General features: G+C 64.5%; 12 protein-coding genes. 9 read left to right on the forward strand and 3 right to left on the reverse strand.

Annotated features, from left to right (window positions below):
- The first annotated feature begins 325 nt into the window (after positions 1-325).
- The 8 genes from RM463_RS12840 (at position 326) to RM463_RS12875 (ending at position 9,941) form a co-directional block, all read left to right on the forward strand.
- A complete protein-coding gene (locus tag RM463_RS12840) occupies positions 326-1,015 on the forward strand; it encodes a tRNA (guanosine(46)-N(7))-methyltransferase TrmB (protein ID WP_195689787.1) in 690 nt (229 codons plus the stop codon).
- A 44-nt stretch (positions 1,016-1,059) separates the two neighbouring features.
- Positions 1,060-1,479: a PACE efflux transporter gene (locus RM463_RS12845; protein WP_195689788.1), complete on the forward strand. Its 420-nt coding sequence runs from the start codon at positions 1,060-1,062 to the stop codon at positions 1,477-1,479.
- Positions 1,476-1,805 (forward strand): multidrug efflux SMR transporter, encoded by a 330-nt coding sequence (locus tag RM463_RS12850; protein WP_195689789.1) that lies wholly within the window; start codon positions 1,476-1,478, stop codon positions 1,803-1,805. The genes RM463_RS12845 and RM463_RS12850 overlap by 4 nt, the downstream gene beginning before the upstream one ends.
- Positions 1,806-1,837: 32 nt before the next feature.
- Complete coding sequence (gene dacB, locus RM463_RS12855) at positions 1,838-3,277, forward strand: D-alanyl-D-alanine carboxypeptidase/D-alanyl-D-alanine-endopeptidase (protein ID WP_311430229.1); 1,440 nt, start codon at positions 1,838-1,840, stop codon at positions 3,275-3,277.
- A gap of 42 nt (positions 3,278-3,319) precedes the next feature.
- Positions 3,320-3,691, forward strand: a complete 372-nt coding sequence (locus RM463_RS12860) for a diacylglycerol kinase (protein ID WP_311430230.1) — start codon at positions 3,320-3,322, stop codon at positions 3,689-3,691.
- A 79-nt stretch (positions 3,692-3,770) separates the two neighbouring features.
- The gene (gene glnE, locus RM463_RS12865) at positions 3,771-6,749 is read left to right on the forward strand and encodes a bifunctional [glutamate--ammonia ligase]-adenylyl-L-tyrosine phosphorylase/[glutamate--ammonia-ligase] adenylyltransferase (protein ID WP_311430231.1); all 2,979 of its coding nucleotides are present in this window, start codon (positions 3,771-3,773) and stop codon (positions 6,747-6,749) included.
- 122 nt (positions 6,750-6,871) lie between these two features.
- Positions 6,872-8,521 carry a thiamine pyrophosphate-dependent enzyme gene (locus RM463_RS12870; protein WP_311430232.1) on the forward strand — a complete coding sequence of 550 codons (1,650 nt, stop codon included), beginning with the start codon at positions 6,872-6,874 and terminating at the stop codon, positions 8,519-8,521.
- 34 nt (positions 8,522-8,555) lie between these two features.
- Positions 8,556-9,941: an NAD-dependent succinate-semialdehyde dehydrogenase gene (locus RM463_RS12875; protein WP_311430233.1), complete on the forward strand. Its 1,386-nt coding sequence runs from the start codon at positions 8,556-8,558 to the stop codon at positions 9,939-9,941.
- Positions 9,942-10,059: 118 nt separating this feature from the next.
- On the opposite strand, the gene RM463_RS12880 is transcribed toward RM463_RS12875, so the two are convergent.
- The 3 genes from RM463_RS12880 to RM463_RS12890 are packed head-to-tail and all read right to left on the reverse strand — an operon-like array spanning position 10,060 to position 13,849.
- Entirely contained in the window at positions 10,060-11,250 is a 1,191-nt protein-coding gene (locus RM463_RS12880) for a pyridoxal phosphate-dependent aminotransferase (protein WP_311430234.1), read from the reverse strand.
- Between the two features lie 18 nt (positions 11,251-11,268).
- Entirely contained in the window at positions 11,269-12,222 is a 954-nt protein-coding gene (locus RM463_RS12885; RefSeq protein ID WP_311430235.1) for a GTP-binding protein, read from the reverse strand.
- Positions 12,212-13,849, reverse strand: coding sequence for an amidohydrolase (locus RM463_RS12890; protein WP_195689797.1), 1,638 nt, complete (start codon positions 13,847-13,849; stop codon positions 12,212-12,214). Before RM463_RS12890 ends, RM463_RS12885 begins: the two co-directional genes overlap by 11 nt.
- A gap of 111 nt (positions 13,850-13,960) precedes the next feature.
- Between RM463_RS12890 and RM463_RS12895 the strand changes: the two genes are divergently transcribed.
- A complete protein-coding gene (locus tag RM463_RS12895; protein WP_195689798.1) occupies positions 13,961-14,851 on the forward strand; it encodes a LysR family transcriptional regulator in 891 nt (296 codons plus the stop codon).
- Positions 14,852-14,866 lie beyond the last annotated feature (15 nt).

Here is a 14,866-nt window from a genome sequence, read left to right on the forward strand (position 1 = left end):
AAACCCCGGCCCATGGTCGGGGTTTCGTCGTTTTAGGGCCCCCCCATGGAGAGTCCCGGAGTGCCGGCCAAGTCATCGTCAGGCACTTATTTTAAAAAGCCCCGAGCTCATGATGAGCTCGGGGCTTTTTGCGTTTGCGGCGCTGCCAAGGGGGTGTGTTTGCGGCGCTGCCAAGGGGGTGTGTTTGCGGCGCTGCCAAGGGGGTGTGTTTGCGGCGCTGCCAAGGGGGTGTGTTTGCGGCGCTGCCAAGGGGGTGTGGCAGTCCGAGCGGGGGATAGGCGAGGCTGGTAGAATCAGTGTTCGTTTCGTATCACAGCAGGTCGTCATGCAAGCCACTTCTCGCCGCATCGTTACCAATCAGGCGGGGCCGCACCAGGGCCTCGAGACACGCGTGGCGCGTGCCCTGAAGTATCCGTGGCGCAAGCCTGTCGCCGAGCACACCCGCGAAGCCTTCGCATCCGCCGCACGCTGGAGAGAGGCGCGCAGCGACATGCCGCTGATCCTGGATGCCGGTTGCGGGGTGGGAATCTCGACCCGTCGGCTGGCGGGGGCCTTTCCTGATCATGCCGTCATCGGGGTGGATCGTAGCGAGAGCCGGCTGAGTCGGGATCATGGCCCCTTGCCGGAGAACGCCTTGCTGGTCAGGGCCGACCTGGTGGACTTCTGGCGGCTTGTCTTCCAGGCTGGATGGCGGCCGGCTCGTCATTACCTGCTCTACCCAAACCCTTACCCCAAGGCGACACTTCTCAAGCTGCGCTGGCATGGCCATCCGGTCTTCCCGTTTATCCTGGCGCTGGGTGGGCGGCTGGAGTTGCGCTCCAACTGGCGGCTGTATGTCGAGGAGTTTGCGCTGGGGCTCGAGCATGCCACCGGTGCTGCCGCCGAGATCGAAGTGCTGGATCCAGCGGGAGAGTATCTGACGCCCTTCGAGCAGAAATACCACCTTAGTGACCAGCCGCTATGGCGACTAGCACTCGAGTTGCCGTATCGTCCGGAGCTGATTGCGACGGTCTAGGTGGGCAATCCTGAAAGCAATGTGTTGATGGCAAGGAGAGACCGATGCGTTCTTGGCGAGAGCGCCTGACTCATATGGTGCTGTTCGAAGCGTTAGGGCTGGCGATCGTGATCCCGGCAAGCAGCGTGCTGACCGGTCACGATAGCGGCGCCATCGGAGTGCTGGCCGTAGGCCTGGCAAGCGCGGCGATGCTGTGGAATCTGATCTGGAATCGGCTGTTTGATAGCTGGGTACCGACTCGGCGTCGCAGCGTGTGGCAGCGAATCGCTCAGGCGGGCGGCTTTGAGCTGGGGCTGTTGATCATGACGCTGCCGGCGGTGGCGTGGTGGCTGCAGATCGGACTGGTCGAGGCATTCTGGCTGGACCTTGGCTTTATGCTGTTCTTCTTGTGCTACGCGCTGGTCTTCAACACGGCCTTCGATCGCATCATGCACCGCCGGCTGACCCGGGAGAGATGTCGATGAGCTACCTGTATCTGGCCATGGCCATTGTCGCCGAGGTGGTGGGGACTACCGCACTCAAGGCTTCGGAGGGCTTTACCCGGTTGGGGCCGAGTGTGGCTGTGGTGGTGGGCTATGGCCTGGCCTTCTATCTGCTTGCCCTGGTGCTGCGCACCGTGCCTGTGGGAATCGCCTATGCCATCTGGGCGGGGCTGGGCATCGTGCTGGTGACCGTGGCAGGCGTTCTGCTCTATGGTGAAAGGCCGGATCTACCGGCACTGCTGGGTATCGCCATGATCATTGGCGGTGTCGCGGTGATCCAGCTGTTCTCTACCGTCTCTGCCCACTGAAGGCCCACACTCACCCGCTTATGAGCCCTGTCATGCGCTGTTGCCTGCGTCCTGCTGCTGCCCTGCTGTTGCTGTCTCTTATCCTGCCCGCCCACGCATCCGGCTTCGAGACTCTTTCGCGTCTACTCGACAAGGGGTTCCGGATCAGCGCCGAAGCCAGGCTGCTGGATGATGATCGCGTGGTGGCCGCCATAGAGCCGCAGCGCCTGCTGTCCCCCGCGTCGGTCAGCAAGAGCTACCTGGCCGCGGCCGCGCTGGATCGCTGGGGACCACAGCACCGCTTCACCACTCGTCTGATCAGTACACGGGAGCCAGATAATCGCGGGGTCTTGCAGGGCGACCTGATCCTCGAGGGTGGTGGTGACCCGGCACTGACCAGTGAAGACCTCTGGCGTCTGGTGCAGCGTCTTTATCAGACGGGAGTGCGCAGGGTAAACGGCAGACTGCTGGTCAGCCAATGGCGCTTCGGTCCCGTTGAGTGCCTCACCTACGACCGCTGTGAGGCGCGAGAGCGGACTCGTCACGCCTATAGTGCGCTGCTCTCCTCGGCCGGGGTCAACTACGGCAACTGGTGTGTCAATGTGGCACCCGCCGACACGCCCGGAGAGCCGGCCAACGTCACCGGCTGTGATAGCCAGGCGGCCATCCTGGCCATCGACAACGGGGTGGTGACCCGCCCGGACAACAGCGGCACCGAGATCAGCGCGGTGCGCATTACCCGCGATGGCCGCGACGTGATGCAGCTGAGTGGCCAGATCTCCACCAATGCCCATCCTCGCGATATCTATCGGGCCAGCGCCGACCCGGCCGGCCAGATGGCGTTGACGCTGCTGGCGATGCTCGACCAGGCCGGCATCGCCGTGAGTGGCGGGGCGGATACGACCCAGCAGGCACCACCATCCACGGCGACTACGCTGGCCGCCGTGGATGGCAAGCCGCTGCAGGAACTGCTACTGCGCACCATGAACTACTCCAACAATTACATGGCCGATATGCTGGCCCTGAACCTGGTGGCGTCGCCACGCGCTGACCTGCGCTCGGCGGGGGCCGCCATCGAGGCCTTCGTGGCCGGCATTCCCGACCATGGGCCGGTGACTCTGTTCAGCGGGAGTGGACTGACGCCGGAGAATCGCACCTCGGCGCGTGGCGCCAATGCCCTGCTGGATAGTCTTTATCACCGCCCCTCCCTGTTCCCCAGCTTCGTGGCCGCCCTGCAGTCTCCGGACAATGGCGTCATGCGCTTTATTCGGCGTGGCTCCGATACCTTCCAGCGGCATGTGATGCTCAAGACCGGCACCCTCAACCAGCCGGTGACGGTAAGGGCCGTGAGTGGCTATTTCCGCACCGCCAGCGGCCGCTGGGGCGCCTTCAGCGTGCTGATCAACGGCACCGGCAATACTCCCTACCTGAGCTGGTCCGAGGTCCTGGATCCCCTGGCGATGGATCTCGAGCGCATGATCGATGACCACTGAACGACCCGGTCAACGCGCCAAGGAAAACACAAGGAAGACACGATGAAACCCGGACATACCGGCTGGCGTCATCTGGTGAACTCTACCCGCTACTCGATAAAGGGGCTGAAGGCCGCCTGGCGCCACGAGGCGGCGTTTCGACAGGAACTGCTCCTGTTCCTGCTGCTGCTGCCGCTGGCCGGATGGCTCGGCGATGGGCCGGTGGAGTGGATCCTGCTGCTGGGTAGCGGCCTGGTCGTGCTGAGTGTGGAGCTGCTCAACAGCGCCATCGAGAGCATCGTGGACCGCATCGGCCCCGAGCATCACGAGCTCTCCGGGCGTGCCAAGGATCTGGGGTCTGCAGCCGTCATGATGTCGCTGCTGCTGGCCGGCCTGACCTGGCTGCTGCTGCTGGGTCAGAAACTCTTCGGCTGATACATCGACCCGGCGGGTGCCAGCGGGGGCCTCGCTTCGCTATGCTGGGGGTATTCGCCACCCTGGACGCGAGACGCCGATGCCTCTGCCCGAAGACTTCCTGCCACTGAACGACACTCCCGAACCCCTCAGGGCGCCGCTCGAGCACACCCGGGAGCGGCTCGCCGAGGCGCTGGGGGAGGCCGAACACCTGGCGGAGATGACCGACCGCGACTCCCCCCTGGAGGACTGGCTCGGCCTCGCCGAGCCGCGTCGCGAGCAGCTGGCCCGGGTACTGGCCATATCGGACTTCGTGGCCGAGACGCTGGTGCGCTATCCTGACTGGCTCATGCACCTGGACGCCAGTGGCGAGCTCGACGCCTCTCCGGATCCCGATGTCCTGCGCGGCTGGCTCGAGGAGCGCCTCGAGGAGGTCGAGGACGAAGCCTCCATGCATGCCGTCATTCGGCGCTTTCGTCGCGCGCGCATGGTGGGCATCGTCTGGCGTGACCTGACACGACCCGGGGGTACCGACATGTGGGCCACCTCGGCGGCGGTGTCACGGCTGGCCGAGACCTGCCTGGAGGCAGCGCTGACCTGGCTGGAGACGTTCCTGGAGCCGCGCTGGGGTCGTCCCGCCCTGCGTCGCGACGGCAATGAGCAGCGTCTGGTGGTGCTGGGCATGGGCAAGCTGGGGGCCGGCGAGCTCAACCTCTCCTCGGATATCGACCTGATCTTCGCCTTTCCCGAGAATGGCGAGACCGAAGGCGGGCGCAAGTCCCTCGAGCATCAGGAGTATTTCACCAGGCTGGGTCAGCGCTTGATCGGGGCCCTGGATGCGGTGACCGCCGACGGCTTCGCCTTCCGGGTCGACATGCGCCTGCGCCCTCTGGGCGACGGGGGGCCGCTGGTCGGCAGCTTCAACTCGCTCTCCAGCTACTATCAGGACCAGGGGCGCGAGTGGGAGCGCTACGCCATGCTCAAGGCGCGGCCGGTGGCCGGCGATCTGGATGCCGGTGCCGAACTGCTGGCCGGCCTGCGCCCCTTCGTCTATCGCAGGTATCTCGACTTCGGGGCCATCGAGTCGCTGCGTGAACTCAAGGGCATGATCAATCGCGAGGTGCGCCGCAAGGGCATGGAGGGCAACATCAAGCTCGGCCCCGGCGGCATCCGCGAGGTGGAGTTCGTGGTTCAGGCCTTTCAGCTGATTCGCGGTGGGCGCGATACCGAGCTGCAGGTGACCTCCTTGAAGACCGCCCTGGAGCGCCTGCCCGAACTGGGTATGCTGCCCGTCGAGGTGGTCGAGGAGCTGATGCCCGACTATGTCTTCCTGCGCGACCTGGAACATGCGTTGCAGGCCCTGGAGGATCGTCAGACCCAGTGCCTGCCCGACGACGAGCTCGATCGTGAGCGGGTCGCGCTGGCGCTGGGCCTGGAGGGGTGGCCGGCACTGATGGCGTGCCTCGACGAGGTGCGTGGCCGGGTGCGTTATCACTTCGACGCGGTGATCGCCGAGCCCGAGGAGGAGGTGGAGGAGGTTGCCGAGGAGACCGCCGGCGGCACTCCCCTGGAGCAGTGGCGAGCACTGTGGCGAGGCGAGCTCGACGAGGAGGAGGGGGCCGTGCTGCTGGAGGAGGCGGGTTTCAATGACCCCGCCGCGGCGGCACGTCGACTCGGAGCGCTCTATCACTCGCGGCAGGTGCAGGGCATGCAACGCATCGGCTACGAGCGCCTGGAGGCCCTGCTGCCGCTGCTGCTCGATGCCGTCGCCGTGAGCGATGCGCCGGATACTGCCCTGGAGCGCGTGTTGCCACTCATCGAGTCGGTACTGCGGCGCACCGCCTATCTGGCGCTGCTGCGCGAGAACCCCGACGCGCTTGGGCACCTGATGACGCTCTGCTCGGCGAGCCCGTGGATCGCCGAGCAGCTGGCCCGCTACCCGATCCTGCTCGACGAGCTGCTGACGCCCGACACGCTTTACACCCCTGCCGACAAGGCGCGGCTCGCCGATGAGCTGCGCCAATCCCTGGGCCGTATTCCCGAGGAGGACGAGGAGGCCCAGCTGGAGGCCCTGCGCGTCTTCAAGCATGCCCAGACGCTGCATGTGGCCGCATCGGATATCGCCGGGACTCGCCATCTGATGAAGGTGAGCGATTACCTCACCTATATCGCCGAGGTGATCCTCGAGGCGGTGCTGGCCATGGCCTGGAAGCATCTGACTCGCAAGCACGGCTTTCCGCTGCTGGCCGATGGCAGCCGCGCCGATGCGACGCCGGCCTTCCTGATCGTGGGCTATGGCAAGCTGGGTGGCATCGAGCTGGGCTATGGCTCCGATCTGGATCTGGTGTTTATCCACGATGGCGCTCCCCAGGGCGAGACCGATGGCAAGCGCGTGCTGGACAATGCGATCTTCTACACGCGACTCGGCCAGCGCATCATCCATCTGCTCACCGCAGTGACGCCTGCGGGTACGCTGTTCGATGTGGATATGCGACTGCGCCCCTCGGGCAACTCCGGCCTGCTGGTCACCTCGCTCAAGGCGTACGCCGACTACCAGCGTCGCGAGGCCTGGACCTGGGAGCATCAGGCACTGGTGCGTGCTCGGGTCGTGGCCGGTGAAGCGCGGCTGGCCGAAGGCTTCGACGGCGTGCGTCGTGAGATTCTGGGGCGTGAGCGTGACGTGGCGCTGCTCCGCGACGAGGTCACCAAGATGCGCCACAAGATGCGCGACCATCTGGGGGGCAAGAGCGGGGAGGGGGAGTTCGACCTCAAGCACGATCCCGGCGGCATGATCGACCTCGAGTTCCTCTGCCAGTACGCCGTGCTGGCCATGGGGCATGAGACCCCGGCACTGCTCGAGTGGAGCGACAACATGCGCATCCTCGAGACGCTGGAGGCCAGCGAGCGCCTGCCGGCCAGGGAGTGCCAGCGCCTGCGGGAGGCCTACCTGGCGCTGCGCAGCGCCGCTCATCGCGCCTCGCTCACCCGTGAGCCGGCACGCGGTCGCGACGAGGCCTTCCAGGATCATCGTCGGGCGGTCATCGAGGCGTGGCAGCGGCTGCTGGAACCTGGCGGGTAAGGGTGCGCCGAGATAGGTAATGCCTCTGGCGTATCAAACGAGTGAAACAAAGCATTATCCAGGCGTTGGCGCAGCTCCTAGCATGGAACCGAAAGTATCTTTCTGGAACCTAGGAGCAAGTTATGACACATCGCCACGCCGGTCGCGTCATCGTCGATTCACTGGCGCTACACGGCGTCGAACGCGTCTTCGTGGTGCCCGGCGAGAGTTATCTCGCCGTGCTCGATGGCCTGCATGACGTCAGCAGCATTGATACCGTGGTCTGTCGTCACGAGGGTGGCGCGGCCTATATGGCAGAAGCCCATGGCAAGCTGACAGGACGGCCCGGCGTGGCGATGGTCACGCGTGGCCCGGGTGCCGCCAACGCCTTCGTGGCCCTGCACACCGCCTGGCAGGATGCCGTGCCCATGGTGCTGTTCGTTGGCTTGATTCCTGTCGCCGACCGAATGCGTGAGTCGTTCCAGGAGTTCGACCCCCACGCCTGGTTCGGTACCCAGTGCAAGCGCGTCTTTGTGCTCGACGAAGCGGAGCGCGCCTCCGAGGTGGTGGCCGAAGCGTTCTTTGCCGCCAGCTCCGGTCGTCCGGGACCCGTGGTGATCGGCCTGCCCGAAGATGTGATTACTCATGAGGTCTCATCGCGGCTGCATCCGGCGCTTCCGCTTTCCGAGGGGGCCGTATCTAACGCCGAGCTGGAGGCGCTCAAGTCGAGTCTGATGACGGCGCGCAAGCCGCTGCTGTTCGTTGGCGGCCAGCGCTGGACTCCCGAGGCAGCCGCGACGCTGACCCGCTTCGCCGAATGCAACGGTATTCCGGTGGTGCACGACTGGCGCGCTGCCGATCGGGTGCCTTTCGATTCACCGGTCAATTGCGGTCCCTTGGGCTATGGGCGCACGGACATGAGTCTGGCCATGTTCGAGCAGGCCGATCTGTTGATTGCGGTGGGAGCGGTACCGGGCGATGTCCCCACCGAGGGGTTCACCGCGCGTCAAGGCCACGACCGCACCAATATCCTGGTCAATATCGACACCGCGCTGCGCGGTCGCAGTGGCGCCGTCAGTCGTCATATCGTTGCCAGCCCCGTGGCGTTCGCTCAGGCGGTGGACGGCCTCGAACTCGGCCGTCGTGCGGAGTGGGAAGGCTGGCGGGCCGAGGGGCGGGCGGTGCAGGAGGCAACCTCTCTCCTGCCGGCTCCCGAGAGCTTGCCGTCCACGCGTGCCGGGACCGCCCACATGAGTGCAGTGGTGGGTGAATTGGTCAAGCATCTCCCTGACGACGCCGTCTACACCTTTGGTGCCGGTAACCATTGCGCCTGGGCGCAGCGCTTTCTGCCCACGCGCACCTTTCCTAGCCAGCTGAGTACCCGTAATGGATCCATGGGGTACAGCGTGCCGGCCGCCGTGGCGGCTTCCTTGGCGCATCCGGAGCGGCTATGTGTAGTAGTGGCTGGTGACGGCGAGTTCATGATGAACGGCCAGGAAATCGCCACGGCTGTCCAGTACGGCGCCGCCATGCTGATCCTGGTAATGGATAATGGCCAGTACGGCACCATAAGAGCTCATCAGGAAATGCATTTCCCCCATCGCATCAGCGGTACGGGGCTGGCCAATCCTGATTTCGCCGCGCTTTGCCGAGCCTATGGCGGTCATGGTGAGACCGTGATGTCCAACGATGAAGCGGCAGCGGCGGTAGAACGAGGCCTGCACGCGGTCGTCGAGCTGCGCCGCCCGGCGTTGATTCATGTGATCACCGATTCGCAGCATGACCTGCCCTGAAGGCGATTCCCACAGTCAGTACAAGGAGCCACGCATGACCCAGTATGCCGTGACCAACCCTGCCACCGGCGAGGTAGAAAAAACGTTTCCCACTGCTACCGATGATCAGGTTCGAACGGCGATTGAGGTGGCACATCGTGCCTTCAGCGATTGGCGTCAGAGCGATGTCGCCGCGCGTGCGGCTCTACTCAACCGGGTGGCAGGCCTCTATGCCGAGCGTCGAGAGGCACTGGCGGAGATTATCGCGCGAGAAATGGGCAAGCCACTCTTTCAGGGTGGCATCGAGATCGACATTGTAGTCTCCATCTATCGCTACTACGCCGAGCAGGGGCCGAGTCTGCTGGCCGACGAGCCCTTGTCTCCGTCGAGTGGAGGTAGTGCAGTGATACGCAAGCAGGGGCTTGGGGTGCTGCTGGGCATCATGCCCTGGAACTTCCCCTACTATCAGGTGGCTCGCTTCGTTGCCCCCAATTTGATGCTTGGCAATACCATCCTGCTCAAGCATGCGCCGCAGTGTCCGGAGTCGGCGGCGGCCATGGAGCAGATCTTCCGCGATGCCGGTGCGGCCGAGGGCCTCTATGTCAATCTGTATGCCAGCAACGAACAGGCCGCCACAGTGATCGCCGACTCGCGGGTGCAGGGCGTATCGTTGACTGGCTCCGAGCGCGCCGGAGCGGCGGTGGCCGAGATCGCCGGTCGCAATCTCAAGAAGGTGGTTCTCGAGCTTGGGGGGGCCGACCCCTTTATCGTGCTGGAGGATGCTGATCTGGAACTAGCGGTGCAGCAGGCACTGATCGGTCGTTTCGCCAATGCCGGTCAGGCCTGCAACGCGGCCAAGCGGATCCTGGTAGACCGTCGCCTGCATGACGACTTTCTGGACGCTTTCCAGCAGGCAGTGGAGAGCATTGCGGTAGGGGCACCCCAGGATGACGCCACCTTCATGGGGCCGCTCTCCTCCGAGTCAGCCCTCGAGACCCTGGAGGCTCAGGTGCAGGATGCCGTGGCCCAGGGAGCACGTGTCGTGACGGGGGGGCGGCGCCTGGATCGTCCGGGGGCCTGGTATGAGCCTACTCTGCTCACCGACGTGACACCGGAGATGCGTCTGTTTCATGAGGAGCTCTTCGGTCCCGTGGCGGTGGTCTATCCGGTGGATGGCGAGGAGGAGGCCGTTCGCCTGGCCAACGACTCTGCTTACGGGCTGGGGGCGGTGATCCATTCTCGGGATATCGAGCGTGCACAGCGTCTGGCGGCTCGTCTCGAGGCGGGAATGGTACATATCAACGAGGGTCCGGGGTCGGCCGCCGAGCTGCCATTCGGTGGCGTCAAGCGGTCAGGGTTCGGTCGTGAGCTGGGTCCCGATGGCATGGGAGAGTTTGTCAACCGCAAGCTGATCAAGCTGGCGAGTGGCACCAAGTCATGACCTGACGCCTATTGGCCCATGGCTGGCCAATGTTCATCATACGACAGCGCCTCCTCGGGAAACCGAGGAGGCGCTTCGTTACCACTCACTCAACTTCTCGCTCTTTGCGATAGTCCCTTCAGGTGTCGATCGAGGATCGAGCATGCCGCTCGGCACAGGCCAGCAGTCGACGGCACGCCTCTATCAACAGCGCTTCGTCGACGGTAAGGCTTAGGCGCACGAAGCCTGCTCCGGAGGGACCAAAGGCTTCGGCGGAGAGCACCGAGACGTCATAATCGTCGAGCAGGGCCTGGCTGAAGGCCTTGGCTGACAGGCCCGTGCGTCGAATGTCCACCAGCAAAAACATGCCTGCTGCGGGGCATACCGCCGACACCAACGAGCTGTCGGCGAGCGACCGGCAGACGGTATCGCGGCGTGCACGATAGGCGGCCTTCATCTCCTCGAGTGCCGCCGGTGGCCGGCGTAGCGCCTCCAGCGCCGCATCCTGGAGAAAGCTTGGGCAGCCGTAGAGCATGCACAGCGAGAGGTTGAAGAGGTGGCCGATCAGTCCATGCGGCGCCATCACCCAGCCCAGGCGCCAGCCGGTCATGGCATGGGACTTGGAGAGGCTGTTCACCACCACGGTGCGCTTCGCCATGTCGGGCAGGGTGGCAGGGCATAGATGCTCGCCATCGAAGACCAGGTCGGCATAGACCTCGTCCGACACCAGCCATAGGTCGTGGCGATGGCACAGCTCGGCGATACCCTCCCAGGTCGCGCGGTCGATGATCTGACCGCTGGGGTTGTGGGGGCTGTTGAGCATCAGCGCCTTGGTGCGAGGAGTGATGGCTGCCTCCAGCGCCTCCAGACGAAGCCGGAAGTCATCGTCGGGGCTCAGGGGCACCTGGCTGATACGCGCTCCCGTGGCCTTGATGGCCGCCTCATAGGTGACGTAGGTGGGTTCGGGGACCACCACCTCATCCTCGGGGTCGAGCAGGCACTGGGCCACGGCATAGAGCCCACACTGGGCGCCGTGCAGCACGATCACGTTCTCGGCGACGACGTCACTCACGCCGAGTTCGCGATATTGTGCGGCGATGGCCTGTCGCAGGGCTAGCTTGCCCTGCATGTCGGGGTAGTGGGTGTGTCCGGCGCGGAGGCTCTCCACCGCGCTCTCGACGATCGGAGCTGGGGTGTCGAAATCGGGATCGCCGACCGAGAGGATGGTCACATCCTCGCCGCGGGCGCGGCGTTGCAGCGCCTGTATATGGATATCCCAGGCAGCCGAGCCTTCACCGGCGATGCGCTGTGTGAGTCGGGAATAGTTCAAGGAAACCTCCGTCGCGAATTAGTGAGGAGTGTCATCACCGCCCGAAAGGCCGGTGTTGCCGAGTGCCTCGACCCGTCGACAGAGCGTGTCAAAGCGCGATGATTCGAGGCCGATAAGCACCAGCCGGGACTCGTTGGCCGGGCGTAGTGCCGACTGCCACCGGGCCTGTCCGCCGCTGAACTGCAGCAGTCGGGGATGGGCATGTCCGCGGCAGCGCATAAACCCCTTGGCCCGCGTCAGCACGTCGGCGTGCGCTTCGAGGAGCCGTGTAAGTTCATCGGCCTCCACCTCGCCAGCAGGTGACAGTGTGACGCTGCGCCATGGATGCCCCTGGCCCCGGGGGGCGGGGGCAAAGCGTGGCGGGGGGGGCGCGGCTTGTGGCTTGGGCGCCCCTTCCGGTGCAGCCAGCTCGAGCCGTACGGCGCCAGGGTTGAGGGAGTCGATCAGGCGGTCGACCTTGGCGCGGTGCTCCGGGTCATCCACCGTCCGGTTGAGCAGCAGCCGGTTGGCAGCGGCGACCTGCTCTCGCCAGGCCGTTCCGATCTGAGGGTGGTCGGCATTGGTGAGTGCCTGGCTGGCATCGATCAGACAGACGACGTCGGCCAGATAAAGCCGTGATGAGATGCGCGCAATATCGGCGATGCGCGCCGGGTTGGCGACGCCGCTGGCCTCGATGTAGATCGCCGTGGGTGGCGGGGTAAAGCGTAGTGCCTCGGCGAGCTGTTCGGCGAGGGTGCCCCCCAGGGTGCAGCAGATACAGCCGTTGGTCAGGCTGATCACGCGGTCGTCCTGATAGTCGATCAGGGCGCTGTCGATATTGATGTCGCCGAAGTCGTTGACCAGGATCAGCGAGCCGGCCGGCAGGCCGGCCTGAATCAGGGCGTTAAGGTAACTGGTCTTGCCCGCGCCAAGAAAACCGCCGATCACCGTCATGGGGATCGGCGTCGCCGCCGCCTCGGCCTCAGGCCTCATGGACCCGGCCTCCCAGCATCGTGGCCACCACGCCTACCTCGGCTAGCGCCTCCCCGTCTCCGGCCAGGGGGTCGCGATCGAGTACCGCCATATCGGCATACTTGCCCATCTCCAGGCTACCGACCAGGTGATCCAGCTTCAGCGTATAGGCCGCTCCCAGAGTCACCGCTTCCAGTGCCTGAGGGACGTCGATTCGCTCGAAGGGCCCCAACAGCTGGCCGGAAGCGGTCTTGCGGGTGCAGGCCACATGAGCGGTGAACAGCGGCCCCAGCGGGGTGACCGGGGCATCGCTGTGAATCGCCAGTGGAATGCCGTGGCGAAGCACCGAGGCGGCAGGGTTGAGCCGCTGAGCCCGCTCCCAGCCAAGCACGGTGTCGGCATGGACGTCACCCCAGTAATAGAGGTGGTTGGTGAGCAGGTTCATGCACACCCCGAGCGCCTTGGCGCGGCGCATCTGGGCCTGGTCGGCAACCTGGCAGTGGTGCAGGGTATGGCGATGGTCGAGGCGTGGCCACAGTTCCAGTGCCTCCTGGAGGCAATCGAGGATCAGCTCCACGGCTTCATCGCCATTGGTGTGGATCTGCAGGTGGACGCCTGCCTGGTGATAGGCCTGAATCACACGCCGTAGTTCCTCTGGAGAAGCATTCCAGGCGCCGTTGGGCATCCCGTTATGGTAGTGGGGCCACTTCATGCGGCAGGTGAAGGCGGGCATGGAGCCATCACTCATCACCTTGGCCAGACCGAAGTGAAGTCGCGGATTGCTCTTCTCGCAACAGGCGGCGAGCCGTTCGATACCCTCATCGATGGGACGGCCGAGGGTGCTCATCGCCGGCACCAGGCGTAGCGGGAAGTCATCTTCCTGGGTCACCGTCTCCAGTGCCTGGATGCCCTCGTCGGTGAGGGGATTGAAGAGGTCAGTGGCGGTGGTGACCCCTGCCTGAGTCGCCGCGCGGCCGAAGCGGCGCAGAGTGTCGGGCTGAGAGACGATATCGAAGACGTTGATGCCAAGACTCTCGTGGATGGCGTGCATGGCCGCCATCTCCTTGATCGAGCCGGTGGGGTTGCCCTGGTCATCGAGCAGGACACCTTCAATATGCGTATGCCGATCCAGTCCAGCCCGCTCGATCATGGCGCTGTTGACGGTCATGGCATGGAAGGAAAGATGCACGATCACAACCGGGCGATCGCTGACGGCGGTGTCCAGCGCGTGGCGGTCGACGACTTGGTCGCCGAAGAAGATAGGATCGAAGCCCCAGGCGATGATCGGCTCTCCGGCCGGCATGGCGTCGGCGGCGGCACGCAGCCTCGCCTGCATGGCGGCCGTGTCCTGAATGCCCTGCCACAGGGTGCCTTCCGGATCGCGACGAGGATAGTAGCCCAGATAGAGGTACTGCCAGAGGGCGCCCTCGTGGGCGTGGCTGTGCCCCTCCACCATGCCTGGCATGATCACCCTGTCGGCGAAGCGGTCGTCATGTTGCATATCACCCTGATGGCGCGCCAGCTCGGCCATGCTCTCGGCATTGCCTACCGCCAGAATGCGACCGTCGCACACCGCGATATGCGTCGCTTCGGGTAGCGACGGGTTCATGGTAATGATCTTCCTGGCACTGAACACCGTGGTGGTCATGGTGATACCTTGTTGTTGAAGAGTGGAGCTTGGATGGCTTCGATTATTGGGAAGGGGGGCGGCAAAGTATAATGTTGAACACACATCCCACCATGCGCCGGAGTTATCGCCGTGAGAATTGAAATCCGACAGCTCAAGGCCTTTATCGTCGTGGCCGACAAGCTGCACTTCGGTCAGGCGGCGACGGCGCTGCATCTAACCCAGCCGGCCCTCAGTCGAACCATTCAGCAGCTGGAGGAGGCTATCGGTGAACCCTTGCTGATACGCAGCAATCGCAGCGTATCCCTGACCGAGGCGGGACGGGTCTTCCTGGACAAGGCGCAGCGTATCGTCGAGGAGCTCGATGATGCCGTTGAGTTGACTCGTCAGGCCGGCAGTGGGGAGCAGGGGCGTTTACGGATCGGCTACACCGATATGGCGTTGCTAGGGTGCCTTCCCGAGGTGGTACAGGCCTTTCGAGAGCGTTATCCGGGCGTCGATGTGGAATTCATCTACGAGCCCAATGCTCCACAGCTGCAGCGACTCGAGGACGGCAAGCTCGACGTCGCCTTTGTTTCCGGGACCATGCAGATCGAAGGTTTCGATGCTCGCGTCGTCCAGAAGGAGCGCTTCGTGGCTCTGTTGCCTCCCAACCACCCCCTGGCCGAAAAGACGGAGATCGCGCTTGCCGATCTCAAGAATGAGCCCTACGTGATCGGTAATCGACGCAACTGGCGTGACTATCGCCGCCATCTCGATGCGATCTTCCTGGAGCACGGCTTCGAGCCAAGGGTGGCCCAGGAGGCGTTCAACAGCCAGGCGGTATTTGCCTTCGTGGCGGCAGGCATGGGGGTCAGCATCCATATCGAGTCGGCGCGGCGCTGGATCGGCGATCGAGTGATCGTACGACCACTTAGCGATGTCACCGCGACCTTCCATACCTCGGCGGTATGGCGATGCGAGCGTGATTCACCGCTCCAGCGCCATTTTCTGGAGCACCTTTATCATCGCCTCGAGCGCTGAATGCCGGGCTTGCGC

Origin of the sequence: Halomonas sp. LES1 (genome assembly GCF_031846005.1) — a bacterium.
GTDB lineage: Bacteria > Pseudomonadota > Gammaproteobacteria > Pseudomonadales > Halomonadaceae > Halomonas.